The sequence below is a fragment of the Shouchella tritolerans genome (genome assembly GCF_025770735.1).
In the GTDB taxonomy this organism is placed as follows: domain Bacteria; phylum Bacillota; class Bacilli; order Bacillales; family Bacillaceae_D; genus Shouchella; species Shouchella tritolerans.
The window spans coordinates 502,244-526,337 of record NZ_JAODPB010000001.1; the positions used below are offsets into that span (position 1 = coordinate 502,244).

General features: G+C 42.9%; 23 protein-coding genes and 2 CRISPR repeat arrays. Of the genes, 13 read left to right on the forward strand and 10 right to left on the reverse strand.

Going from position 1 to position 24,094, the window contains the following annotated elements:
* Positions 1-122: 122 nt before the first annotated feature.
* Genes N6H06_RS02420 through N6H06_RS02435 form a run of 4 tightly spaced genes read right to left on the reverse strand, consistent with a single transcriptional unit; the run spans position 123 to position 3,398 of the window.
* Complete coding sequence (locus tag N6H06_RS02420) at positions 123-1,442, reverse strand: 6-phospho-beta-glucosidase (protein WP_062745346.1); 1,320 nt, start codon at positions 1,440-1,442, stop codon at positions 123-125.
* A complete protein-coding gene (locus N6H06_RS02425) occupies positions 1,435-1,740 on the reverse strand; it encodes a hypothetical protein (protein WP_062745347.1) in 306 nt (101 codons plus the stop codon). Before N6H06_RS02425 ends, N6H06_RS02420 begins: the two co-directional genes overlap by 8 nt.
* Positions 1,741-1,796: 56 nt before the next feature.
* Positions 1,797-3,065: a PTS sugar transporter subunit IIC gene (locus N6H06_RS02430; RefSeq protein WP_212954469.1), complete on the reverse strand. Its 1,269-nt coding sequence runs from the start codon at positions 3,063-3,065 to the stop codon at positions 1,797-1,799.
* Positions 3,066-3,089: 24 nt separating this feature from the next.
* A complete protein-coding gene (locus tag N6H06_RS02435; protein ID WP_062745351.1) occupies positions 3,090-3,398 on the reverse strand; it encodes a PTS sugar transporter subunit IIB in 309 nt (102 codons plus the stop codon).
* A 191-nt stretch (positions 3,399-3,589) separates the two neighbouring features.
* Here N6H06_RS02435 and N6H06_RS02440 point away from each other — a divergent pair, with 191 nt between their 5' ends.
* The 3 genes from N6H06_RS02440 to N6H06_RS02450 are packed head-to-tail and all read left to right on the forward strand — an operon-like array spanning position 3,590 to position 5,920.
* A complete protein-coding gene (locus N6H06_RS02440; protein WP_263705531.1) occupies positions 3,590-3,928 on the forward strand; it encodes a PTS lactose/cellobiose transporter subunit IIA in 339 nt (112 codons plus the stop codon).
* A gap of 2 nt (positions 3,929-3,930) precedes the next feature.
* Entirely contained in the window at positions 3,931-5,016 is a 1,086-nt protein-coding gene (locus tag N6H06_RS02445) for a DUF871 domain-containing protein (RefSeq protein ID WP_062745355.1), read from the forward strand.
* A 4-nt stretch (positions 5,017-5,020) separates the two neighbouring features.
* Complete coding sequence (locus N6H06_RS02450) at positions 5,021-5,920, forward strand: BadF/BadG/BcrA/BcrD ATPase family protein (protein ID WP_263705532.1); 900 nt, start codon at positions 5,021-5,023, stop codon at positions 5,918-5,920.
* Positions 5,921-6,228: 308 nt separating this feature from the next.
* Positions 6,229-6,725: direct repeats of the CRISPR family, unit length 32 nt; unit sequence GTCGCACTCTATGTGAGTGCGTGGATTGAAAT.
* Positions 6,726-6,906: 181 nt separating this feature from the next.
* On the opposite strand, the gene N6H06_RS02455 is transcribed toward N6H06_RS02450, so the two are convergent.
* Positions 6,907-7,416: a hypothetical protein gene (locus N6H06_RS02455; protein ID WP_062745359.1), complete on the reverse strand. Its 510-nt coding sequence runs from the start codon at positions 7,414-7,416 to the stop codon at positions 6,907-6,909.
* Positions 7,417-7,830: 414 nt separating this feature from the next.
* Positions 7,831-8,261: a CRISPR direct-repeat array (repeat unit 32 nt).
* A 158-nt stretch (positions 8,262-8,419) separates the two neighbouring features.
* On the opposite strand from N6H06_RS02455, the gene N6H06_RS02460 reads away from it, so the two are divergent.
* The 6 genes from N6H06_RS02460 to N6H06_RS02485 all read left to right on the forward strand — a co-directional run bounded on the left by N6H06_RS02460 (position 8,420) and on the right by N6H06_RS02485 (position 15,568).
* Entirely contained in the window at positions 8,420-8,554 is a 135-nt protein-coding gene (locus N6H06_RS02460) for a hypothetical protein (RefSeq protein WP_263705533.1), read from the forward strand.
* Between the two features lie 511 nt (positions 8,555-9,065).
* Positions 9,066-10,088, forward strand: coding sequence for an extracellular solute-binding protein (locus N6H06_RS02465; RefSeq protein ID WP_062745363.1), 1,023 nt, complete (start codon positions 9,066-9,068; stop codon positions 10,086-10,088).
* Between the two features lie 63 nt (positions 10,089-10,151).
* The gene (locus N6H06_RS02470) at positions 10,152-11,246 is read left to right on the forward strand and encodes an ABC transporter ATP-binding protein (RefSeq protein ID WP_062745365.1); all 1,095 of its coding nucleotides are present in this window, start codon (positions 10,152-10,154) and stop codon (positions 11,244-11,246) included.
* Between the two features lies 1 nt (position 11,247).
* A complete protein-coding gene (locus N6H06_RS02475; RefSeq protein ID WP_263705534.1) occupies positions 11,248-12,903 on the forward strand; it encodes an ABC transporter permease in 1,656 nt (551 codons plus the stop codon).
* Positions 12,904-13,131: 228 nt separating this feature from the next.
* Positions 13,132-14,805: a sensor histidine kinase gene (locus N6H06_RS02480; RefSeq protein WP_263705535.1), complete on the forward strand. Its 1,674-nt coding sequence runs from the start codon at positions 13,132-13,134 to the stop codon at positions 14,803-14,805.
* Positions 14,806-14,809: 4 nt separating this feature from the next.
* Positions 14,810-15,568, forward strand: a complete 759-nt coding sequence (locus tag N6H06_RS02485) for a response regulator transcription factor (protein ID WP_062745371.1) — start codon at positions 14,810-14,812, stop codon at positions 15,566-15,568.
* Between the two features lie 128 nt (positions 15,569-15,696).
* Here N6H06_RS02485 and N6H06_RS02490 read toward each other — a convergent pair whose 3' ends face one another.
* Entirely contained in the window at positions 15,697-16,794 is a 1,098-nt protein-coding gene (locus N6H06_RS02490) for a response regulator aspartate phosphatase (protein WP_263705536.1), read from the reverse strand.
* 372 nt (positions 16,795-17,166) lie between these two features.
* Here N6H06_RS02490 and N6H06_RS02495 point away from each other — a divergent pair, with 372 nt between their 5' ends.
* Positions 17,167-17,889 carry a gamma-glutamyl-gamma-aminobutyrate hydrolase family protein gene (locus tag N6H06_RS02495; RefSeq protein WP_263705537.1) on the forward strand — a complete coding sequence of 241 codons (723 nt, stop codon included), beginning with the start codon at positions 17,167-17,169 and terminating at the stop codon, positions 17,887-17,889.
* Positions 17,890-17,996: 107 nt separating this feature from the next.
* Here N6H06_RS02495 and rbsK read toward each other — a convergent pair whose 3' ends face one another.
* From rbsK to N6H06_RS02510, 3 genes are all read right to left on the reverse strand, one after another.
* Positions 17,997-18,875, reverse strand: a complete 879-nt coding sequence (rbsK, locus tag N6H06_RS02500) for a ribokinase (RefSeq protein ID WP_263705538.1) — start codon at positions 18,873-18,875, stop codon at positions 17,997-17,999.
* Positions 18,876-19,001: 126 nt separating this feature from the next.
* The gene (locus N6H06_RS02505; protein ID WP_263705539.1) at positions 19,002-20,120 is read right to left on the reverse strand and encodes a sensor histidine kinase; all 1,119 of its coding nucleotides are present in this window, start codon (positions 20,118-20,120) and stop codon (positions 19,002-19,004) included.
* Complete coding sequence (locus tag N6H06_RS02510) at positions 20,111-20,827, reverse strand: response regulator transcription factor (RefSeq protein WP_263705540.1); 717 nt, start codon at positions 20,825-20,827, stop codon at positions 20,111-20,113. The genes N6H06_RS02505 and N6H06_RS02510 overlap by 10 nt, the downstream gene beginning before the upstream one ends.
* A gap of 165 nt (positions 20,828-20,992) precedes the next feature.
* Between N6H06_RS02510 and N6H06_RS02515 the strand changes: the two genes are divergently transcribed.
* Genes N6H06_RS02515 through N6H06_RS02525 form a run of 3 tightly spaced genes read left to right on the forward strand, consistent with a single transcriptional unit; the run spans position 20,993 to position 23,500 of the window.
* Positions 20,993-21,916: an ABC transporter ATP-binding protein gene (locus N6H06_RS02515; RefSeq protein ID WP_263705541.1), complete on the forward strand. Its 924-nt coding sequence runs from the start codon at positions 20,993-20,995 to the stop codon at positions 21,914-21,916.
* The gene (locus tag N6H06_RS02520) at positions 21,909-22,613 is read left to right on the forward strand and encodes an ABC transporter permease (protein ID WP_263705542.1); all 705 of its coding nucleotides are present in this window, start codon (positions 21,909-21,911) and stop codon (positions 22,611-22,613) included. Before N6H06_RS02515 ends, N6H06_RS02520 begins: the two co-directional genes overlap by 8 nt.
* 23 nt (positions 22,614-22,636) lie before the next feature.
* Positions 22,637-23,500, forward strand: coding sequence for a DUF4097 domain-containing protein (locus N6H06_RS02525; RefSeq protein ID WP_263705543.1), 864 nt, complete (start codon positions 22,637-22,639; stop codon positions 23,498-23,500).
* A 98-nt stretch (positions 23,501-23,598) separates the two neighbouring features.
* Here N6H06_RS02525 and N6H06_RS02530 read toward each other — a convergent pair whose 3' ends face one another.
* A complete protein-coding gene (locus tag N6H06_RS02530) occupies positions 23,599-23,826 on the reverse strand; it encodes a hypothetical protein (protein WP_263705544.1) in 228 nt (75 codons plus the stop codon).
* Between the last annotated feature and the right edge of the window lie 268 nt (positions 23,827-24,094).

Here is a 24,094-nt window from a genome sequence, read left to right on the forward strand (position 1 = left end):
ACAACAGAGTTCTGCACTTTATTGATAGAAAGGACAACTGAGCAGTTCCGATTGTCTACAACTCAATGCTTGATTTAAGGGGTTGATTGAGATGGATTTTTGTATCGTGTTTAAGGGCTTGCTTACCTTCTAAATTGAGGCAAATCCTTTTTATGCGCTTCTAGCATCTCATCCAATATCTCTTTTGCCTTTGCGTCGCTCGTAATTAGCGGGTTTATGCAAAGAGCCAATAATGCTTGTTCATAAGAACCTGTTACGGCTGCTTCAATCGCTACTAACTCAAACGATTTGATTTGTTGGATGAGGCCATTGATCGAGTAAGGAAGTTCCCCTACTGCTAGTGGAATTGGCCCCTGCTTTGTGACAACGCAGTTAATTTCAACGATTGTATCATTAGGGAGATTTGTAATCGCCCCTTCATTACGGGTGTTGAGTGTTTGGACATCCCCTTTATCGTTGTAGATGGAAGAAATTAAATTACACGCAGCATCACTGTAATAAGCGCCTCCGCGTTTTTCTAGCTGTGGTGGCTTTATGTCAAGGTCAGGGTCTTTATAGAGTTCGAACAATTCATCTTCTAATTGCTTAACGACTTCAGCGCGTGTCTTACGGTGTTTAAACTCTTCCAATTCCTTTTGCAAGATTTCGCTCGTCTTGTAATAATAGCGATGATACGGACTCGGTATGCAGCCAAGCGCCTTCATAAACGCTTTCTCCCAAGGGAGTGGGATGATATTTTTCATTGTTACTTCATTATTGGGATCTGTTACTAAGTCGATGACGTCATTTAATCTCGATTCACCATTTACATGGACGTCAAGGCCATAGGACATATGGTTTAACCCAGCAAACGTAATCGTCAGTTGGTCAGGGGGGACGTCTAATAATGTCGCAATGGTCATTTTTGTGTTGATCGGTACATTGCAGACGCCGATGATTTTTTTGTGTTGACTATATTTCATGACCGCTTCTGTGACCATTCCCGCAGGGTTGGTAAAGTTGATGAGCCACGCATTTGGGCATAGTTCGTGCATTTGTTCGGCGATCTCCAATAAGACGGGAATGGTTCGGAGTGCTTTAAATAAACCACCTGCCCCGTTTGTTTCCTGGCCGATCATCCCGTGTTTTAATGGAATGCGTTCGTCTTTAATCCGAGCCTCTAATAAGCCAACACGCATTTGCGTTGTAACAAAATCAGCGTCTTTCAATGCTTCTTTTCGGTCAAAGGTTGTATAAATAGTTATGGGCAGGCCCGCCTTCTTGACCATTCGCTTCGCCAAGCTTCCGACAATCTCTAGTTTTTCTTTTCCTTTTTCTATATCAACTAGCCACAGTTCCCGAACGGGAAGCTCTTTATGGCGTTTTATTAATCCTTCAACGAATTCAGGTGTATAACTCGATCCTCCACCAATCGTCACGATTTTGATGCCGTTTTTACCCAATGATATCGCCTCCAAACACAAACGTCATTAATGCGCTCGTAGCAAAGCCGACAATAATGGCGATGCGTATTCTTTGTCTATTTAATCGTTTGTCAGTTGTTTTTCCGTCGATTTTTGTTAGCACAATGCCTATTCCAACAGCTGCGGAAATCCCTGCGCTTAGAAAGGCACTCATTACTTCAGAAAGGTGAATGTATTTGAGAGGAATGGAAAGGAGAAGCATTCCAAAAAACAAGATCATCATAAATACGAAAACACCTTTAGGGCTAATGCGAGGAATTAATCTTGGCTGCTCCACAAGACAGACCCCCTAATACCTTAGGGGATCGCAAGGATCCCCTAAGGCCAGTTTTTTTATTGCTCTTCGTTCTGTTCCATAGCAAGCATTTTATTGTCATAGATTCGTAGAAATGGCAAATAAATCACGACAGATATGGCAAGGTTTACTAGGACAAGAATAATCGAACGCCAGTCGCCCCCTGTCGCTAAATAGGCGCCTATTGGGGCCGGGAGTGTCCACGGTGCTTTTATAAATGTAGGCGAGACAAGGCCAACGGAGGTCGCTAAATAGGCAATGACTGCTGTGACGATTGGCGTGATAATAAACGGAATCACTAAAATCGGATTCAATACAATAGGTAAACCAAATATAACTGGTTCATTAATATTAAAAATACTCGGTACAGCCACGGTTCTACCTAGACTTTTTAAATACTTTGACCGTGCAAAAATCAACATGACAATGACTAGGCCTAACGTTGCGCCGGAGCCGCCAATCCATATAAACCATTGATATAGAGGTTCTGGGGCAATATGCGGAAGCTCACTTGCGCCTGATGCGACAGCTTCGCCATTTTTTAATAAGTATGTTTCCCATAGTGGGCGGGCAACGGAACCGACAACAGAAACACCATGAATCCCGAAAGACCAAAAGAATGTAATTAAAAATACAGGTACTAATACTCCAAATAAACTATCGCCAGCTGTAACGAGTGGGACCGTTAATTTCTCCACAAGGGCATGCAAATTGACCCCCATAATGATCGTGATGAGTGTCATAAGCATAATCACAATCGCCACAGGTATGAGCGCTTCGAATGAACGGCTGACTGACGCGGGCACTGCCTCAGGAAGCCGAATCGTTATATTTTTTTGCTTACATATCCTAAAGATTTCGACAGATAAAATCGAAACGATGATCGTTACGAAAAGCCCACTTCCACCTAGATATTGCATCGGCAGCACAAAGCCTAACTCTTCAACAACAGAGGGAGTAATGGTCAAGAGCAAGGAAGCGACTGCGATTTGTCCACCAGACAAGGGGTCGACTTTATAAGATTGTGCTAAGTTATAGCCAATGCCGAATGCCACGTATAAGGACATGATAAACATGGTCATTCGATAAGGGATTAAGATTTGGTCGGCGTTTTCCGTCGCCCATTGAGTGATTCCCCACGATTCGGGCAACGGAGGGAACGCAATGATTAAGAAGAATGAACCGACGATAATAAATGGCAAGGAGGAGACAACCCCATCGCGTACAGCTAAAAGGTGCCGCTGTTCCGCTAGCCTTGCCATCGGGTTAGATACTCTCTTTTCCAAGAAATCGATGAATTTCCCCATGACGTTAGCCTCTCTTTTTCTTCTTTATTTCACTAATTCTTGAAGCGTTTTCAATAATGTTGGGCCGCCTAATGGCGTATAGGCTTGCGGTGGAATTGGGCCACAAGGAACTCCGTATTCATCCGCTTCTTTTTTAATGTTGTCAAAACGATGTTTGATTTGCGGCGCAACCATAACGACATCCCAGTTGTTTTCCAGCTCCGCTGCCACTTCACTAGAGCCGATCGCTTTTACTTCCAAGGCTTGTCCATGTTTTTCTGCTTCTTTCTTAAGGGTGTTTACTACGATCGCGCTCGACATGCCTCCAGAACATACAAACAATACTTTTGTCATTTTCAATCATCTCCTTCATGTCACTCTAGAACTGTGAATCTGTCTTTTCGCTTCTTGCTTGAAAAGGCTTTCACTTACATGTATTATAGGGTTAATGAAATAAAAATTCAATATAGTTATAGAGAAAAGCTAATTTAAATTTCGTAATATGTTTTTTTATTGAACGAAGTACATGTTTAGGAGGAGTTAAGATGAACGTAGAGGCGGAAATATTCAACATGATTTCAAACGCAGGGGATGCAAAGGCGATTGCTTATGAAGCGTTAAAATTAGCACAAAATAACGATTTTCATTTAGCGAACGAGAAACTGGAAACAGCCAATAAAACGTTAGCAAAAGCACATAATACGCAGACAAAATTAATTCAAGCCGAAATCAATGGGGAGCGTGTTGAACAGTCTTTGTTAATGGTGCATGCGCAAGACCACTTAATGGCAGCTATTAGCGAGATGTCATTAATTGAACAGATGATCGCCATTCTCCGCAGGGTAGCTCAATTAGAAGAGAGATCGGAAAGTGAGAGTGTGTAAACATGCAGAAGCTAGGGATATCGATTTATCCAAATCATTCAACAGCAGAAAAGGACAAACAGTATATACACGTAGCTAACCAATACGGGTTTACACGTGTTTTTACCTGTCTATTGTCAGTAGAAGGGGACAACATTTTAGCTAGTTTTCAAGAGACGATTCACTTTGCCAAACAGCTTGGGATGGAAGTCATATGCGACATCAATCCACGTGTATTCAAGGATTTGGGTATTTCCTATGATGATCTCACTTTTTTTAAAAACCTTGGAGTGGATGGCATCCGGTTAGACCTTGGTTTTACTGGGAACGAAGAGTCCATGATGACGTTTAACCCTCATGGCTTGTTCATAGAAGTCAACATGAGCAATTCTACGAAATACATTGACAATATCTTAAGCTTCCAACCCAACCGCAATAAGTTAATCGGTTGTCATAATTTTTACCCCCATCGCTATAGTGGATTGTCGTATGATTTTTTTATAGAATGCAGCGAAAAGTTTAAGAAATTTGGATTAAGGACGGCTGCTTTTGTCTCTTCGCAAGCGGCAACGTTTGGGCCGTGGCCAATTGTCGAAGGATTGCCGACACTAGAAATGCATCGTGGTTTGCCTATTGACGTTCAGGCGAAACATTTGTTTGCCACGCGGTTGATTGATGATGTCATTATAGGCAATGCCTACGCATCTGAAGAGGAACTTAAGCGTTTAAGCCAAATAAACAAGGAGAAACTGACATTTAATCTAGAACTCGTTGACTCTGTGCGCGATCTTGAGAAAAAAATTCTATTTGATGAACCGCATTTTTATCGAGGCGATGTTTCTGACTATATGATTCGTTCTACTCAAAGCCGAGTTAAATATAGAGGGGAAGCTTTCCCACCCCACAATACAACAGACATAAAAAGAGGGGATGTCGTCATAGAAAGTGAATTATATGAACAATATGCCGGCGAATTGCAAATTGCTTTAAAGGATATGAACAATTCTGGCCGGACAAACGTTGTTGCTAGAATCAGAGAAGAAGAGATTTTCTTAATTGATTACTTAAAGCCATGGGACAAATTTGCCTTTTCAGAATGGGATGGGTGAGCAAATGTACGTGATCGGGCTTGACGCAGGCGGTACGAAAACACACGCGGCTGTGATCGATCAGAACCAAAACATTCATTTTTCGATCGAGACAGGGCCAGGAAACGTAGCTGTTAATAGCGAAAAAGCAAAAGAACATATAATGGCTGCCATACAAGCTTGTATAAAAAGTAAGTACGGCAGCCTCTGTAAATCGATTGTTTTAGGGATCGCTGGAATTGAAAAAGGGCATTTAAAAAGCGAATTTAAAACATTGGTTGAACAACACTTCCAATTGCCTGCATGGATTTTAAACGATGCCGAACTTGCACTTTATGCCGTTCTCGAAGACGAAAATGGGATACTGGCGATCGCAGGCACCGGCTCCGTATTGATTGGCAAAAAGGATTCAACGATCAAAATGGTTGGCGGTTGGGGGCATCTGCTCGGGGATGAAGGAAGCGCTTATCACATCGGAATACAAGCGTTAAAGCAATTAGCCTCGGAAATCGAGCAGGGGAACATTCAAACCAAATTGGCCAAGGCGTTGGCTACTCAGTACCAATTACCCAACGCATCAGCGATAAAGGAGTTTGTTTACTCTTCCACAAAAAAAGAAATTGCCGATACCGCCCTATTTGTGTATCGGCGTGCACAAATGGACGATACAGATGCAAAAATACTATTGGAACAAGCAGGAGAAGAACTAGCCCAGCAAGCCATTCGGTTAGTTAAACAACTCGGATTAGAAACATCGTCAATCCCGATCATTGTGAAAGGGAGTTTATTAGAGAAAAACGAATTTGTCCGCAACCATTTTACAGAAAAACTAAACCAATTTTCACCTGGCATTTCTATTGTTTGTAAAAACCGTCCAGCCGTAACAGGCGCCTTGCATGCATGGAAGAATTCAAACGGTGATTAAATGAAGCCGATGTTTTTGCATGGACAGCTTCTTTATAGGTTAAACGTTTCTAGAGGCAATGTTCATGAATTGAACTCACTGGAAATGATCACCCCCTTCCTGAAGAAACGACGATAACGAACATTCAAAGTGCGAACCCCAAGCGCACATAAAATCCCTAGATCACCCGCACCAAAAATAGCCTCTAATATGTGCCAATGTGTAGGAAAATGTAATCATGTGGCCTTGTTCGGTGTGCTATGATAGGCAATAGAAGCAAAATGATTCGTTTGCGGTTGTGTATTTCCGGAAACTGGATAAAATTCGCTGTCGCACTCTATGTGAGTGCGTGGATTGAAATTGCTAAACAGGTAGCGTGGGCATACGAGATCAAAGTCGCACTCTATGTGAGTGCGTGGATTGAAATGGTACATTAGTTATTTATGATAAGAAACAGAATAGTCGCACTCTATGTGAGTGCGTGGATTGAAATCGGCAGTCTCGGATATTGCCCCGATGATTGTTTCGTCGCACTCTATGTGAGTGCGTGGATTGAAATGTCGCATGTGTGGTCATCCTCTTTGATTACTTTGTCGCACTCTATGTGAGTGCGTGGATTGAAATAAGGATTTCTTTGTCACGCTCTTTTAGCGTGCTTGTCGCACTCTATGTGAGTGCGTGGATTGAAATTAGCGCTGCTGGCCGCCGAAGATGAAATCGTATTTGTCGCACTCTATGTGAGTGCGTGGATTGAAATATTGACGCAAAATCGCCAAGGACATCTGAAGACATCGTCGCACTCTTTGTGAGTACGTGGATTGAAATTCATTGCTCTTGCGATTGCGCCTTTACCTCTTGGTCGCACTCTTTGTGAGTGAGTGGGGGGGAAGAAGAATTGATTTTTCTACCACAAAACAAAAAAGACTCGAATCCGACGAATAAAGGTTCGAGTTTTTTTCGGTACATTTAAATTTACTATGAACATTTAAGCATGGGCTTCTTAGTATTTAGTAACGTCTTTCTCTGTTACGAAGTGCAAACAAAGCGATCGGTGCATAGAAAGGAATAATCGATAAAACAGTATGTATCCATGCCTTTTTTGCATAGGCCTCGTAAAGACGGTATATGATGTAGATAAGTAGAGCCCATAAAATAAGCGACACGATCCGATGGATTGGCTCTGGGATTTTAACTAATAAATGGATGTATAAATGATGGAAGGGAAGAAAGCGATAGACAATCGTTACACACCCAATGAGTAAGACCTTTATGCCCCCATTTCCTCGTAGTTTCTCCGAAATCAATTCACCGACAATCCAAAACTGAGCAATCGGTATCCAACTTAGCCAAGGGTGACGGATATGGACATTCTTGGCCATTCTCGATAAAGCAGCGGCCAATATTAAATGAGCAATAAGCCAAAGGATAAATAAACAAATATATAGGAACAACATCAGGTTCAGTAGAAGAAGAAAAGATTCTTTTATTTCCTCAGGCGATTGAGAAAACGCCGTCATAAAAATACCCCCTTCCCAGCTATACAGTCAATGTTTAAAATGCCTCTCATTAAAAAGCAAACGTTACCAACATCCTAACACATGGACAAATCGTGTGTCTCTTATTGTAAAAAACGCGGTGGTGTTAGCTGGAACTCCTTATTATCATAGAATAGCAGTACGATGGAAACGAGCCTTAAAGGCAAACGATTCTCCATTGCTTCAATAAGGAATAGCCTATGCTCACTTTTCTCTAGTGCGAACCCCAAGCGCACATAAAATCCCTAGATCACCCGCACCAAAAACAGCCTCTAATATGTGCCAATGTGTAGGAAAATGTAATAATGTGGCCTTGTTGGGTGTGCTATGATAAGAATTAGAAGCACAATCACTCGTTTTCGAATCATTATTTCTAAAAAAGGGGTAATATTCGCTGTCGCACTCTACGTGAGTGCGTGGATTGAAATATTTTGCTAAAAATTGCAGGATGGACAACATTTTGTCGCACTCTACGTGAGTGCGTGGATTGAAATGTAACGCGCAATTCATTGTCAACAAGCGCATACACGTCGCACTCTACGTGAGTGCGTGGATTGAAATGACTGTGAGGAACTTGGCTATTTGACGCGTAAATTGTCGCACTCTACGTGAGTGCGTGGATTGAAATCGTACCGGTATGCTTTTTTGCAGATCCCGCATTAGTCGCACTCTACGTGAGTGCGTGGATTGAAATGATTTTACGTTTCAATTTTTCCTCTGCTCTAATACGTCGCACTCTACGTGAGTGCGTGGATTGAAATTTGAAAATATCTCAACGTCTGTCAGCTAATTAACGTCGCACTCTATGTGAGTGCGTCGCATAAACTAAGACAAGCCTCACCCCTTGCTGCAACAAGTCTTTTCCCTGCTCAATTCGAGTGCATCATACGTTTCTCCACTAGATCAGCATGTGCATCACACCTATAAATACACGTATCTAAACACATAGCTAAAAAGTAAATTCCAATTAAGAGAGGAGTAAACAATGGAAGAGAAAGAAATGTTAGAGCTCTTATTACAGAAGGTAACTGATCTGGAATTGGGGTTGTTAGAGCAAAAAGAGCACAATTTGGCAGTGGCGCAAGATATCAAAGAATTAAAAGAAGGTCACAATGCTTGAAACGAATCAGAACGTCAAGAACATAGAGGCAAGTCTCGAGAGTTTGAGTGACCAAAGTGAGTCAGTTGTCTGAAGACCAAAAATCAGTCCGGGAGATTTTAGGCGATCATGAAGTGGCGATTGGAACGCTTTGAAGAAAGCCGGTTTAAAGATTTGGATAGAAAAAGGTAGGTATCACCACGAAACAAAATAGTAGATGATGTTTTTCCGCGTCTATTTCGCTGCGGATTTTTTGTTTTCCTTTGAGCGGATGGTTCAACATTTATTAGGAAGATTCTTAAAGCGTTTTTCCCCATTCAGTTTGGCATCAAATCGTTACACCCAGCCACTGTCGATACTATATCCTTTCAAACAACCCCCATGCAGTTGCATAACTCAGTACCATTTTCCTCATGTCCGTTCCTCTCCCGATAAAAATCGTTTCTGAATTTCGGATGTTTTTTTGCGATTTTAGGATTAACGTGTGGTTGAGTCTGCTTTAACATAAGGAATAGCAAAAGGAGGGATTGTTTTGAAAGCGCTTAAAAAATTCGGTGTGGTGGTCGGTTTGGCTGTTGCGGCAACAGGCTGCGGCGGGAATGGAAGCAGCGGCGATGACACATTGGTCGTTTATACAACGCGTAGTGAGAGTTTGAATGAAGCGGTGATTCCCCAATTCGAGAAGGAAACGGGCATTCGCGTGCAGATGATTTCGGCTGGCACAGGGGAAGCGATTACTCGGGTTGAGTCGGAGCGTAATAACCCGCAAGGCGATGTGTTGTGGGCGGCCGATATCACGATGCTTTATGATAAAACCGATTTGTTTGAGGAGTATGTGTCGCCGGAAGATGAATATATGATGGAAGGGTTTAAAAACACAACTGGTTATTTTTCGCCTGCCTTTTCTGATCCGACGGTGTTTATTGTCAATACCGATTTAGCGGGCGATATGGAAATTGAAAGTTTCCAGGATTTGTTGAATCCAGAGTTGAAAGGGCGGATTGCCTTTGGCGACCCTGTTAATTCAAGTTCAGCATTCCAATCGTTAATTGCGATGCTTTACGCTGCGGGCGACGGCGATCCAATGTCGGATCAGGCTTGGGAGTTTGTCGAAGCGTTTGTGGCCAATTTGGACGGCAAAGTGCAAGGCAGCTCTGGCCAAGTGCATAAAGGTGTGGCCGACGGTGAATATGTTGTTGGCTTGACATGGGAAGATCCGGTTGTCCATTACAAGCAAAGCGGGGCAGCAGTTGAAGTCGTTTTTCCAACTGAAGGGGTTGTCTACCCAGGGCAGTCGATCCAAATTATTAAGGGCACGAAAAATTTAGAGAACGCCAAGAAATTTGTTGACTATGTGTTATCGGAAGAAGTGCAAAGCCGTACGGGGCAGGAGTTGACGGTTCGGCCGCTCCGTGAAGGGGTAGAGGTGGCTGACTACATGACACCACAAGAGGAAATCAAGCTGTTTGATGAGTATGACGAGATGTTTATTATCGAGAACATGGATGACATTACCGCTCGTTATGTCGAAGTGCTTGAAGGCTCGATGGATTAAAGGCATTGGCATGCTTGCTTGTTTGGCTGGCATGCCTGATTGTGAATGGAAGGAGGCAACAAGATGGGTGTAGCAATTGATATTGACAATGTGGTCAAAATGTACGATGAGCATACGGTTATTGATGGGTTGTCGCTCACGATTCAGCCAGGCGAATTGTTTACGTTATTAGGTCCGTCTGGTTGTGGGAAAACGACGCTTTTGCGGATGATTATCGGTTTTAATTCCGTTGATGGCGGGGCGATTAAAGTCGATGGCCAGCGAATTAATGACGTTCCCGTTAGCAAGCGGAAAATGGGGATGGTGTTTCAAAACTATGCGATTTTTCCCCATATGACAGTGGCAGAGAACATTGCCTTTGGGTTGAAGACGCTCAAGGAAAGCAAGGCGCAAATGCAAAGCAAGATTGACCATATAATGAAGGTCGTCCACATTCAAGACCACCATAACAAAAAGCCAGATAAGCTTTCAGGGGGCCAACAACAACGGGTTGCGCTTGCTCGGGCGCTTGTTATTAATCCGAATGTTTTGTTAATGGATGAGCCGCTTTCGAACTTGGATGCGAAACTGCGGATTGAGATGAGAAATGCGATTAAAGAAATTCAACAAGAAGTGGGGATTACGACCGTTTATGTGACCCATGACCAAGAAGAGGCGCTGGCGATTTCTGACCGGATTGCTGTCATGAATAAAGGGATGATCCAACAAATTGGCAAACCTGAACAAATTTATTTGCGTCCGACGAATTTGTTTGTTGCCCAGTTTATTGGCACTTCCAATGTGATTAAAGCGAAGATCGAAAAGGAAGGTACTGATACGTTCGTCGTCTTTAATGGCGAATACAAAGAAAAGCTTGATAACGTGGTGGAAACGGTTGAAAATGGGCAGGAAGTGCTGGTATCTGTCCGTCCACAGGAGTTTACGATTACGCAAGAAGCGAGTGCGATCGCTGGCGTTGTCGAAAGCACGATGTTTTTAGGGATTAATACCCATTATCTCGTCACCCTTACAACTGGAGAGCGAGTGGAAGTGGTACAACATATTGAAGACAAAGCGATTATTCCAGAGGGAACGAATATTTATGTAAAGGTGAAGCCGCACTTAATCAACTTGTTTGATGTGGCGAATGAACAAACGCTCATGAAGGCAGGTGAGTGACATGCGGCCTAAAGCGTTCAATGGCTGGAATTGGATCACGCTGTCAATTGTGCTATTCTTTGCTTTATTCATTTTGTTCCCGGTTGTGTTAGTCTTGAATAAGAGCATTTATAATGGGGAAGCAGGGCGTTTCACACTTGAGCATTTCTCGCTCTTTTTTGAACGGAAGTTTTATTGGGTGACGCTGTGGAACAGCATCAAAGTGACTGTAGTAGCGACGCTCTTGGCTGTTTTGATTGGCCTGCCTCTTGCTTATATGTTGCGGCGAGTGAAAATTTTCGGAAGTGGCATTGTCCAAATTCTCATTATTGTCTCGTATATCTCGCCGCCGTTTATTGGCGCTTATGCATGGATTCAGCTACTCGGTCGAAGCGGTGTTATTACGAAATGGATCAATGATACCTTTCATCTTCAGTTTGATGGCATTTATGGTTTTGCCGGAATTGTGCTTGTGCTAACATTACAATCATTCCCGCTTATTTTCATTTATATTTCTGGGGCATTGAAGAACCTTGACAATTCATTGATCGAGGCAGCGGAAAGCCTTGGCTACTCCGGGATGCAGCGCGTCGTTAAAATTGTCGTTCCGCTGATTGCACCTACGATTCTTGCCAGCTCGCTCCTTGTCTTTATGCGCGTAATCGCTGATTTTGGCACACCGATGCTAATTGGCGAAGGGTACCGGACCATTCCCGTTTTGATTTATACGCAATTTATGAGCGAAGTTGGGGGCGATGCAGGCTTTGCGGCAGCACTGGCATCGATCTTTATTATTGTGACGATTGCTTTGTTTCTCGTGCAGCGAGTGATTGCGCGTCAATACTCGTATTCGATGTCGGCCCTGCGGCCAATGGAAACAAAGAAAAGCACAGGCATAAAAAACTTGCTCAGCCATGTGGCTGTGTACGGGGTCACACTGTTGGCGATTTTGCCGCAGCTCGTGGTCGTCTACACTTCCTTTTTGGAAACGATTGGTGGCCAAGTGTATACAGGAAAGTTCTCGTTGCAAAATTATGAGAATATCTTGTTTAACCGCGATTTGTCGATGATTTTAAATACGTACCAGTTAGGCCTGATCGCGATCGCGGTGATTGTCATTCTCGGGATATTAATTGCGTATTTAACGGTGCGCAAACGAAATAAAGTAACATCGTTGCTTGATACGGTATCCATGCTTCCTTTTGTTATCCCTGGTTCTGTTTTAGCAATGGCGCTCATATTCGCTTTTGGCGAAGCACCCCTGTATTTAACGGGAACGAGTTTGATTATGGTGCTAGCCTTTGTGATTCGACGTATGCCTTATACGGTTCGTTCCAGTACGGCAATTGTCAGCCAAATTAGCCCGAGCATGGAAGAAGCGGCCATCAGTCTTGGCGCTTCCGAAAAGCGGACATTTTTTAGGGTAGTGGTGCCGATGATGATGCCTGGCGTGTTGGCGGGCGCTATTATGAGCTGGATGACGATCCTTGGCGAGTTGAGCGCGTCGATTATTTTGTATTCAACCAATACACAAACGCTCGCCGTTTCCGTTTATACGGAAGTGATCCGTGGAAACTTTGGCAATGCCTCTGCTTATTCGGCCATTTTAACGGTAACGTCGATTTTGTCGCTGTTTCTATTTTTTAAGTTGACAGGCAAAAAAGAAATGAACGTGTAATCCGCAGGAAGAAATCACTCGGCTGGTTGAAAACGCTCGCCAGACGAGGAGTGCAGCCGAGGGAAGATGCGAATAGAACGGGGTTCATGAGCAGCGGTTTTCTTGCGCATGAAACGCAAGTTTCAAAGTATATGAGTGAGGCAAACGACGAAGTATGCGAGTTTGTCTGAGGGCTGCTTGTAAAAAGCAGCCCCTCGTTGTCCTATCATCATAGTGGGGTTGACCGCGATGGAACGCAGACGGATGAAAGATGATATTCAACGGTCGTTTTTAACGAACGCTATCGTCATTATTTCCGCGATTTTGTGTGTATATCTATTGTCTTTGCTTTTTCTATTCAATGTATCGATTGTCCGACCGAGCCAAGCGACAAATGAACGAGTGGCTAAAGAGGTCGAAGCTGAGTTTGCCCAATACAAAGAGGGAATGGCCCGTTTAGTAGCCGATGAACAAATCAAAGCCTTTTTACGTGGCGAAGGAAAAAGCAGAGAAGCGAATCAATTGCTTTACGATTTCCGTAATGCCCAAACGTTTCAGTCAGACTTTGTCTTGCTGGACAACGAAGAGGCGATTGTCTCCACAAGCTTGTATGAAGGGCAGAAGGAACAATTGCAGCAAAGCCCGGTCCTGCGGGAACAAATGCAAAAAGCAGATGAACATCAATTTACAGGGGAGTATGTCAATAAACGAGCGCTTAACGCTGGCCAAGGAGGCGCTTATGTGTTTGCCGCTGCGATAGAGGAAGGGGAGGGAGAGCGTACAGGTTATTTGCTGTTCTTGCTTGAACATACCCTCCAGTCGGCCAGTGAGCAAATTGTATTTGTCACCGATTCATTCTATAATGCCGTTTTTTATAGCCATACAATCGGAATTGGCGCCCTTGGAAAATTAACGATTCCAACCGATGGATTCCTTGTCCAGTATGACGGCAATCCTTTTTACGTGACGAAAACAGAAGTCGCTGGCCAGCCCATTCAAGTGATCACGCTCACGTCTGTCAAAACGTATCAGCTGCTGTTGTTGTATGGTATTTTAGCAATGGTGGTTTCAAGCTTTGTTATGTTGGCTGTTGTCTGGCTGGTCACACCGAAAATTTTAAAAAAGACGCTTGAACCTTTTGATGCGCTAGTCGCGCGAATCTCTTCAAAGAACAACCATCTTCATTTTCAACAAACCGATCATGTCTTTGCTGAAGTGCAAACAATTTACGAGGAATATACGAATAAAGTCCATGAAATTCAAGCACTTGTCGATAAAAACGAAGAGATTCTTGAGAAAAAACGCTTGAGTGAAATCAAACACTTAGAGGCAAAATTTAATCCCCATTTCCTTTACAATGTATTGGAAATGATCAAATATGAAACATTGGCTAACCCAGAGAGTGCAGCGGAGATGATTGTCAAAACAGCGAAATTGATGCGCTACAACGCTCATTTTGGCGATACGACTGTTTTGTTGGAAGAAGATATTGCCTACTTGCAAGACTATTTTGCCTTGCAAAAAATGCGCTATGGCAAGAGGCTCGATTACACGATCGCGATTGAGCCAGAACTAGGCCGTGCTCGTGTGCCGAAACTACTCCTTCAACCACTAATTGAAAATGCAATCAAGCACAATATTGACAGCACCCGCTGTTTGAAAGTTGATGTAAGCGCCTGCTGGGGGAATGGGGTGCTGACATTTGTAGTAGAGGACAATGGGCTTGGCATGACGCCTGGAGAAGTGGCGAAAATCAAAGCGATTATGGCAGGAGAAATGAAAGAGACGGCGCATACTGGTTTAAAAAATACCCACCAAATGATTCAACTGCTTTACGGGGAATCTTACGGGATTGAGATCGCTTCAGCGCCGGAAAAAGGAGAGGGGACGACCGTCCGTATGCACATTCCATATGAGGGGTGACAACATGCTAAAAGTGGCAATCGTGGAAGATGAACCGATCCTGTTAAAAGGGCTGCTCTACCGTGTGGACTGGCTAAGCAACGATTGTACCGTGGTCGGTGCCGCTGAGGATGGGGCTGAAGGGCTGAACCTCATTAAACAAACAAAACCGGACATTATCATTACGGACATCCGCATGCCGTTTAAAGACGGGCTGGCCATGTTAAAAGAAGCCAAAGCCGATTATTCCTTTGAAGCGATTATTTTATCTGGTTTTGGCGAGTTCGAGTACGCCAAGCAAGCGATCACAATTGGCGTCCATGATTATTTGCTAAAACCAGTTGATTTGCATGAATTGGAGGCTACTTTGCAAAAGCTCGTACAAAAATTGCAGGAACAAAAAAACAACGATCATTTAACAAAACAATCAAAAGTGTATAGCCATCTTCTCGACTTGGGGATAGGCAGCCACTCAACCTATGTCGCCGAAATCATGGATTTTATTAAAAAACACTACCATGAAAAAGTGACGTTAAAAGCAGCAAGCAATGAGATTGGCCTTTCCACAGTCAGCTTGAATGACAAGTTAAAGGAAAAAACAGGGTACAGCTTTAATGAATTAGTAACGCGCTACCGCCTTACCAAGGCAATTAGCTTGCTTCAAGACGAAAAGCTGCTTATCTATGAAGTCGCCGAAAAAACCGGTTTTAGTGACTATAAGTATTTTAGCCAAGTGTTTAAAAAGTACACAGGAATGTCGCCTAAGCAGTTTTGCGGCAAATAGAAAAGCAAGAGAGAAGGCGGCACCTCCTGCGGGAGCCGCTTCAACTAGTTGCTCCCTTGCTAAGCGACAGCGTTCGGTTTTACTTGGCCACTGGCAGCACGCGGCGGACTGACTGTCAGAGTAAAGGTTTATTGGCCTGCGCCTAATTTAAATAAGTTTTGCTTGGCTTGGTAAGCAATTTTTAAATATTTTAACGCCAATGTTGTATGGCCGGCTTGTTCAAAATAAGTCGCTGCTTCCTCTGCAAGCTCGTCCACTTCAAAGTCAAAGCATTCCTCATTTAACTGCTCGATTGCTTGGTCAATCAGTGCATAGTTGCCTTCCGCATATAACCCTCTAGTCGCTAAACATCGTGCCTTGTATTCTTTATTTCGATAAAACTCTGCCCCGATCGCTGCCTTTTTCAAATAAGGCGCTGCCTGTTGGGGCAAATTCAAGCGATACAATGTATTGGCTAAATTGTACGTATTTTTAACGCCGATAAGGGTATGCTGGAACTCATGGTAAGACAATGTCTTTTCAAACCATTGCCGTGCTTGTTCATAATTGCGGTACCTAAGTGCGTTCAGGCCTAAAGCGCGAAGGACCGCCATTTTGGAAAAAGGGTACGGATCAGCTGCGGCGAGGGCTTCATTAAGAATTAGAATTGCCTTATCGTATTGCTTTGTTTCCGAATAAATGCCCCCAAGGATCGTTTGGCAATGGATGGAGCGTTCCTTATTTCCTAAACGGTTAAATTCGACGAGTGCTTCTTCAATATAAGATCCCGCAAATGGGTACTGGCTGATCCGGTAAAGGGAGAGGCCCATATAGTAATGGAATTCAGCTTCTTCTTCTTTGTTTTCTACATATTCGAGCAAGCGTTCAGCTTTGCGGAATAAGCGAATGGCGGAGCGATAACGTTCATTGACAAATTCGTTCTGTCCGCATGAAAAATAATATAAATACTTCAATAGATGGTCCACGGATTCCTCAGCCACCATCCCGGCCCTCTTCAACATTTCGTCGTCAGCACTGCCTTGGCTAGCTTGTTTGCACATAAGGCGGTAGCGAAAGTTGACGAGTGCATAATAGGCGAGCAAACGCTCATTCTTTTCGATCTGCTTAAACATGGCATCAACTTTTGCCTTTAATTGTGAAGCTTGTTCCACGGAACGGGCAATGATGCAACTGTACCACTCGGCAATCGTGGCTCCTGCTTTCTCAGGGGAAATAGCAACGGTCATCTTTTATCACCTTTCATTGAAGATTTGTTCAATTACGTTCAGTCGTTTTTCATAAAAAAACGAGTGACAGCAACAGTCGTAATAAAAAATGAAGCCACTTACCATAACAGAATAGCGTGTTGATCGTTTGTTCGAATGAAGCTTGTTCGTTTATTATCAGCGATTCATTGGGAAATCGTCAAGACTTTTTGGCGTTTTTTACTGAATGATTTGAATAATTATGCGGAGGAAGAGTACAAACCATTTTTGGCAATGTCCAGGGGTGGCGCTTCTAGGAGCACGGTGTTTTGAACGAAAGAGCGTGGCAAGGTATGTTTTCCAGACGGACAAGCAACACTAACAGCAGGCAATAGAAAGAGAGGATGCTTGCGAATGGCTAAACCAGTAATAGGAATTACGAGCACAATTGCCCTTCATAATCAAATTCCAAGTGTAGACCTCGCTGAGAAGGTCGTCGAAGTCATCATGAACGCTGGAGGCGTGCCGATTGTGATCCCTGTAGGCAAAGTTGAACTCGCTTCTGATTGGATAAAAGCATGCGATGGCTTGATTTTAAGCAGCGGTGAGGATGTGGATCCATATTTATATAAGGCTGAACCTTCGCCGAAACTGCAAAAAACATTTTTACAGCGTGATGAAGTGGAAATCGAATTAGTTAAACACGCTTTGCAACAGAAAAAGCCGATTTTTGCCATTTGCAGAGGCATTGGCGTCTTGAACGTTGCTTTAGGAGGAAGCTTGATGCAAGATATTGAAACAGGCCTACCAAATGCCTGCAAACACTACCAGGAAGCAGGCCGCACAGATGTGACTCACCGTATTCAGATTGTGAAAGATAGCCTGTTGCATCAAGTGATCGGATCCGAAGAGATAAGGGTGAACAGTTTGCATCACCAGGCAATCGGCAGGCTTGCTCCGCAGTTAAAGCAGGTCGCATCGGCTTCTGATGGCATCATTGAGGCAGTAGAAGGCAGAGAAGGAATGCCCTTTGTCCTTGGCGTCCAATGGCATCCAGAAGAATTAGCAGCAAACGATGCAGCGATGGCACGGTTATTCACTGTTTTGATTGAGAAAGCGAGTAAGAAGTCCCTATAGGCGTTTTGTTGCTGTACGATTGGCGAGTCGGCCACAGCTCCATATCCTTCAAAGCCCCGCGCAAAAGACGACTGGAGGCCCTTCCCTGTAAGGAAAGAGCCTCTTCTTTATGATGAGCCAAGACGGTGCAACACTTGTTGTTTTGACGGCATCCCTGCTTGTGCGCCTGCCTGTTCTACTGATAGCGAAGCTGCGGCATTAGCAAATGGCACCGCTTCGGCTAATCGCTGGCCAGACGCCAAAGCCGCGGCAAGAGCGCCATTGAATGTATCGCCTGCCCCGGTAGTGTCGACGGCGTCCGCTGGAAATCCGTTTACGTGAACGAGCTGTTGGCCGTCGTGGTAGGTGGCGCCTTTTTTTCCTTCCGTTACAAGCAACTTGTTTGGATATCTCTGTACCGCTTGTTCAACCGATTGCTTAAAGATCGTCTGGCACTCCGTTTCATTTGGAGTGATATAATCAACGAGATCAAGCAACGATGGCGGCAGCGGCTGTGCAGGGGCAGGGTTTAGAATGACGATGCATCGTTCTTCCTTGCCTATTTTAGCGATTTCCTCGATAAAAGGGAGCGGCACTTCAAGTTGCAGCACGAGGACGTTTGTCTGTTTTAACACATCACGGTATTGGGCGGTGTCTTCGCGCTTCCAACTGAAATTGGCGCCAGGCGCGACAACAATCGCATTGTCGCTGTTTGTTACCGTAATCATGGCTACGCCTGTATGTTCGTCCTTACCAACGTCTATGTAATCCGTGTTAATTTGTTCGTTTTGTAAGTTGCCTGTGACAAGCTTTCCGTACGGGTCATTGCCGACTTTGCCTATCATCGTCACGTCAGCACCAAGCCTCGCCGCGGCTACTGCTTGATTGGCCCCTTTTCCTCCTGGGTTCGTTTGGAACTCGCCGCCAAGCACTGTTTCCCCTAGGACAGGCATGGTGCCCGTGTGGACGACAAGATCAATGTTTATACTGCCAACAATCGTAATCAATGGATACGCCTCCTCTTCCGAATGACTCCATTTTACAATAAATCGTTTTGCCAGAGAAATTTCAGTAGGGGACTGTGGACGTGTGGCAATGATCCAGCCGAAAGGCTAGATCATGAAAAGGACGCTTCAAGACATTTTGTCTTGAGGGCGTCCTTTTTTCGGGAAGTGAATATCAAATGATGTCCCTTTAGATGGTTCGCTCTCTACAGAGATCGTCCCATGATGAGCACGAACAAGGTTATAGACAATAGCCATACCAAGTCCAGTCCCTTCAGAGGCTGAATTTGTCGTTGCCCCTCGATAGTATTGTTGAAAAAGATTTTCCATCATGTGAGTCGGCATGCCTATGCCGTTATCTGTTATATGGATTCTTGCCTGTTCGTTGTAATCGAAAAGCTCTATATAGATGTCAACGGGTTCAGGATTATGGATAATCGAATTCATTAAAATGTTTTGCAAAATGCGTTGCATAAATTTGTCGTCAAAGTCGACGTCGATTCTTGGCTTGTTCGTTTTAAAATGGAGTCGATAGTCAACAGCTTGTGGGCTATTGCTAATATCGGCAACGACCCTTTTCGTAAATTCGACCAAATCCTGGCTCGTCGTATGGATAGGGAACGGGCGATCGCCATCATTTAATTTTAAGACGAGATTTAAATCCTGAATCAACTCTTCCATATGTTTGCCTTTATCATAAATTTCCTGAGTAAAAGAGCGGGCTTCCTCTGTTGACCATTCATACTGATTCGTTAATAAAAGGGTAGAATATCCAGTGATATATGTTAAAGGCGTTTTCAAATCATGGGAAATACCCGCTATCCATTCCTGTTTTGCATGTTCAATTTTCTTGCGTTCTACTTCATTTGCTTGTAATTGCTCAGCCAATAATTGAAGGGAATGGAGCACTTCCTTATAAAGAAGATAACGCATCCGCAATGTTTCTTTTCGTGTGTAAATCTTCCTTAGGCCTGGAGGCTGCTTGTAATCTCCTTGCGAGAGCTGGTGGATCCATCTCATGATAAAAGCGATCGGCCCGCCAAAATACCAGCCAAAGAGGACAATGCAAATAAGAGTACTTAGCGCAAAAATCCATCCAACTAGTAGTCCTTCCGTATTTGAACCAACCATCATATCGAATAAGGGAAGAAGGACTTCAACGAGAATCACTATACAGAGTCCGGTCCCTAGCAACCAAAGAGTAAGCCCTAAAGCGAAATGGAGGGTGAATCGCGTTTTTATTCCCATGGCAATGCCTCATTCGGAGGGAGAAATTTATAGCCAATTCCTCGGAGATTTACAATGATTTTTGGTTTACGCGTATCATCGCCAAGTTTCTTTCGCAGCTTGGATATATGGATGGTCACAGTTTTTTCTTCTCCGAACACATCATTCCCCCAAACGCGTTCATAAAGCTGGGCTGTAGTGAAAATACGATTAGGATTTTTACAAAAAAAATGCAGCAACTCCAGCTCTTTTGCCGTGCATTCTACTGTTTGATTTTGAACCATTAATATGGCCGATTCAGGATAAAACGCGAAGTAGCCGTAATCGTAAACCGGCTTCTTCTCTGAACGTTCATACATTTTTTGGCGCCGAAGAATGGCCTTTATGCGTGCAATGACTTCTAAAGGATTGAAAGGCTTAGTAATATAATCATCTCCGCCGATCCCTAATCCCGTTAATTTATCGAAGTCTGTAGACCGGGAACTAACAAAAATAATAGGTGTATCCGTATTTCGTCGTATTTCTGTACATAACTCAAATCCACTAATATCCGGAAGCATAATATCTAGCAAAATGAGATCGAATGTTTTTTCTTTCGTTAATTGCAGCGCCTCTTTTCCAGTGGTTGCCTTATCTATATGAATGAAATTTTCTTTTTCAAGTGTAATTTCCAGTAGCTTTATGATGCCTATTTCATCATCGACTATTAGAATTTTTGCGTGTTCCACTTTTATGATCCCTCATTTCAATCCCAATCTCACCAAACCAGTCTATAAAAATTACAGGCATTTTCCTTCCTGTTTACTTTGATTTTACTTTCATTGATTAAGCTAAGTGTGTAACAAATCAATACGCTTATTGTACCCCATTAAGGGAATCAGGAGGAAATAAGAATGGAAACCATTATCGAAATCCATCAATTGTATAAGAAGTTTAAGGGAATCGAAACAATATCTAATGTCAATATGAAGATAAACAAAGGGGAAATTTATGGTTTTTTAGGTCCGAATGGGGCTGGCAAAACAACGATTATGAAAATGATTTTGAATTTAGTCAAGCCTTCTTCTGGTAAAATCCTGGTCTCCAATCAATTGGTTAAACCAATGTCCTATTTCTATTTAAAGAATATCGGCAGCATTATCGAAAACCCTGTATTTTATGAGCGGCTTACCGTGAAAGAAAATCTCGAGCTGCATTGTCACTACCATGACTATCATGATCAACATGCAGTCAAAGAAGCTTTAGAAGTGGTCGGTCTTGTCGGTGTCGCGCAAAAAAGAATCAACGAACTTTCTTTAGGAATGAAGCAGCGATTAGGGATTGCTCGGGCGATCGTGACAAAACCAGAGATTCTCATTCTTGATGAACCGATTAATGGGCTTGACCCAATCGGAATCAAAGATATTCGAGAACTGCTTGTGTTATTAAAACAAAAATACGGCGTTACGATTTTGATTTCAAGTCATATTGTTTCAGAAGTGGAAGCGATCGCCGATACGGTCGGGATCATCAATCGAGGAAAACTGTTAAAAGAAGTGAAAATGGAAGAAATCCGAAAAGGAAATGACCATTATCTTGAAATCGAAGTCAACCACTTGGAAAAAACAATATCCATTCTAAAAAAGAAGCTAGGAATCAAAAAGTATCAAATCGTGGATCAACAGACGATTCGGATTTTTGAACAAAGTGTCTCTCAAGCTCAAATGAATAAACTGTTCGTAGAAAACGATGTTCAAATGGGCAAAATGGAAATGAAACAACATCATTTAGAAGCGTATTTTTTAAATCTTATTAACGAAGGAGAGCACCATGCTTAAACTGATTAAATTAGAATGGAGAAAAAATCACTTATCCCGTTATTTTAAAGGAGTCGTCATTTCAATCGCAACAATTTTTGCGGCTGTTGCCCTTATGGGATGGGGATCAAAAGGACAACAAGACATTATGTTTCCAGATTATTTTGAATTCATGTCGTTAACGAATATATTGATTAAAATCGTATTTATCATTTTTTCAGCCACTGTTTTATCTCGTTTAGTTATCGAGGAGTACAAAAGGAACACGGTTCAATTGTTGTTTACCTATCCATTACAGAGAAAGAAAGTAATGCGAAGCAAATTGTTCATTGTCTTTGGGTTTTGTTTTTTCAGTACCATCCTAGCTTCAATCATGATCAATGTACTGGCTTTTTATTTGAATCCGATCATAGGATTTTTTGAAAAGCCGGTTCACTTAAATGATATTCTCGGAACCATTCCAGCTGTTTTTCTAAGTGCCTTTATGATTTCTGGAATCAGTTTGATTCCTTTGTATTTTGGCATGAGGAAAAAATCAACGGCTGCCACCATTACCTCAGCTGTACTGATTGGCTTTTTAATCAATGCAACGGTTTCGAATGGGGGCGATCAAACAAGCCTGTTTCAATTTATGGGAGTGCCGGTTCTATTGTGTCTATTAGGTCTTATCATTGGCTATTTTTCTTTTCACCGCGTAGACAAAATCGATCTTATTTAAACGTCAAGAAAGGAGGAATAAAAATGAAACGAATAGTGGTGATTCTCGTTGCAGTTGCCGCAATTGGCGGACTCGTTTACGGGTTTACTAAAATAAAGGAGAATCCTTTCCGAATAGACGAGTCCTTTGACTCAGCAGGAATTGAAGAAATCGAAATCAATAATGAATCTTGGGATGTTGAACTCAAACAAGCTGAATCGAAACAACTAACGATTACTGCCGAGGGCACACAGAAAAATAAGAAGTACCCTGTAACAATAGAAAAGCAAGGAAACAAAATGACAATTCAACAGTCAGATGAAACAGGCGGCTCACGAGGGTTCAGCTTTGGAAAGAACGGCACAATTTCTGTCTCAATTCCAGACAATGAAGTCAACACAATCACAGTGTCAAATAATAATGGCGATATAGAAATGAAGAATATAGCGACGACCAACCTCATTGTTACAAACGGCTCAGGAAGTGAAAGAGTGGCCGGGATATCAGCTGAAAAGGGACAATTTACTTCAATCGATGGTGAATTAAACGTGGAGAATAGTTCATTGCAGGAAGTGATTGTAGCTTCTGAGGCTGGCGATAGTTATATAACAAATGTAACAAGTACTAAGATGAACATTACTTCAACAGATGGTGAAGTAGCTGTCAAAGAAGCAACAGAAGAAGAAGCCCTTTTTGTAGAAACAAAGTCTGGAGACATCACCGTGTCTTACAAAGAAGCTCCTGCTTCATTGCAGCTTACTGCCCAAAGCGAATCGGCCGATATTACAGTGGGATTGGCTAATATGAAAGAAACAAAAAGTACAGACAAATTAAAAGAGGGAACAATTGGTGATGCATCACATACAGTGGAGCTATTGAGTACACACGGAACCATCAATATAAAATAGATGGATACTGATCCAAACGTAACAAAAGCGAAGCTTCCTTATCAAAGGGGCTTCGCTAAAAGTCGATAACCGATCTCTATATTGTGACTCAAAAAAGCTTAAACAGACGTACATTCTTTTTTGCACATGGAGTTTGTCCAGTGCTCCATGATGGCCGCTTCCTTGTAGTCGTTGTCAATGACATGGATGGCTTCAGGTTTGTGCTTAATGAGGCGCAAGACTGCCGCAGCCATCTCCTGCTCATCGCTAGGCGTGGCAAAGGCAAGTGACTCTAACGCGCTTATAAATTGTTGGTTTAACATATCATAACCGACTGCATCATCCATTGGAACCATCCTTTCAAAAGTGTTGCTATTAGTTTGTACCTTTTTAAGCGAGAACGCAAACATTATGCTTGGGGGAGTGATGTGTAAGTAGAGGGTGGTGCTAAGCAGGACAAGTATTAAGTCTAACCAGTTCGTTTTTGTCTTTTAGAAATGCAGCATTATTCAAAGGCGTTTTCACCGTTTCCATCGAAAAATTGAGTTTGACATTTACTATCCATTTGGCTAATCTGAATTGGAGATTAACCATTTTTTTCAATTTAGGGGGTTG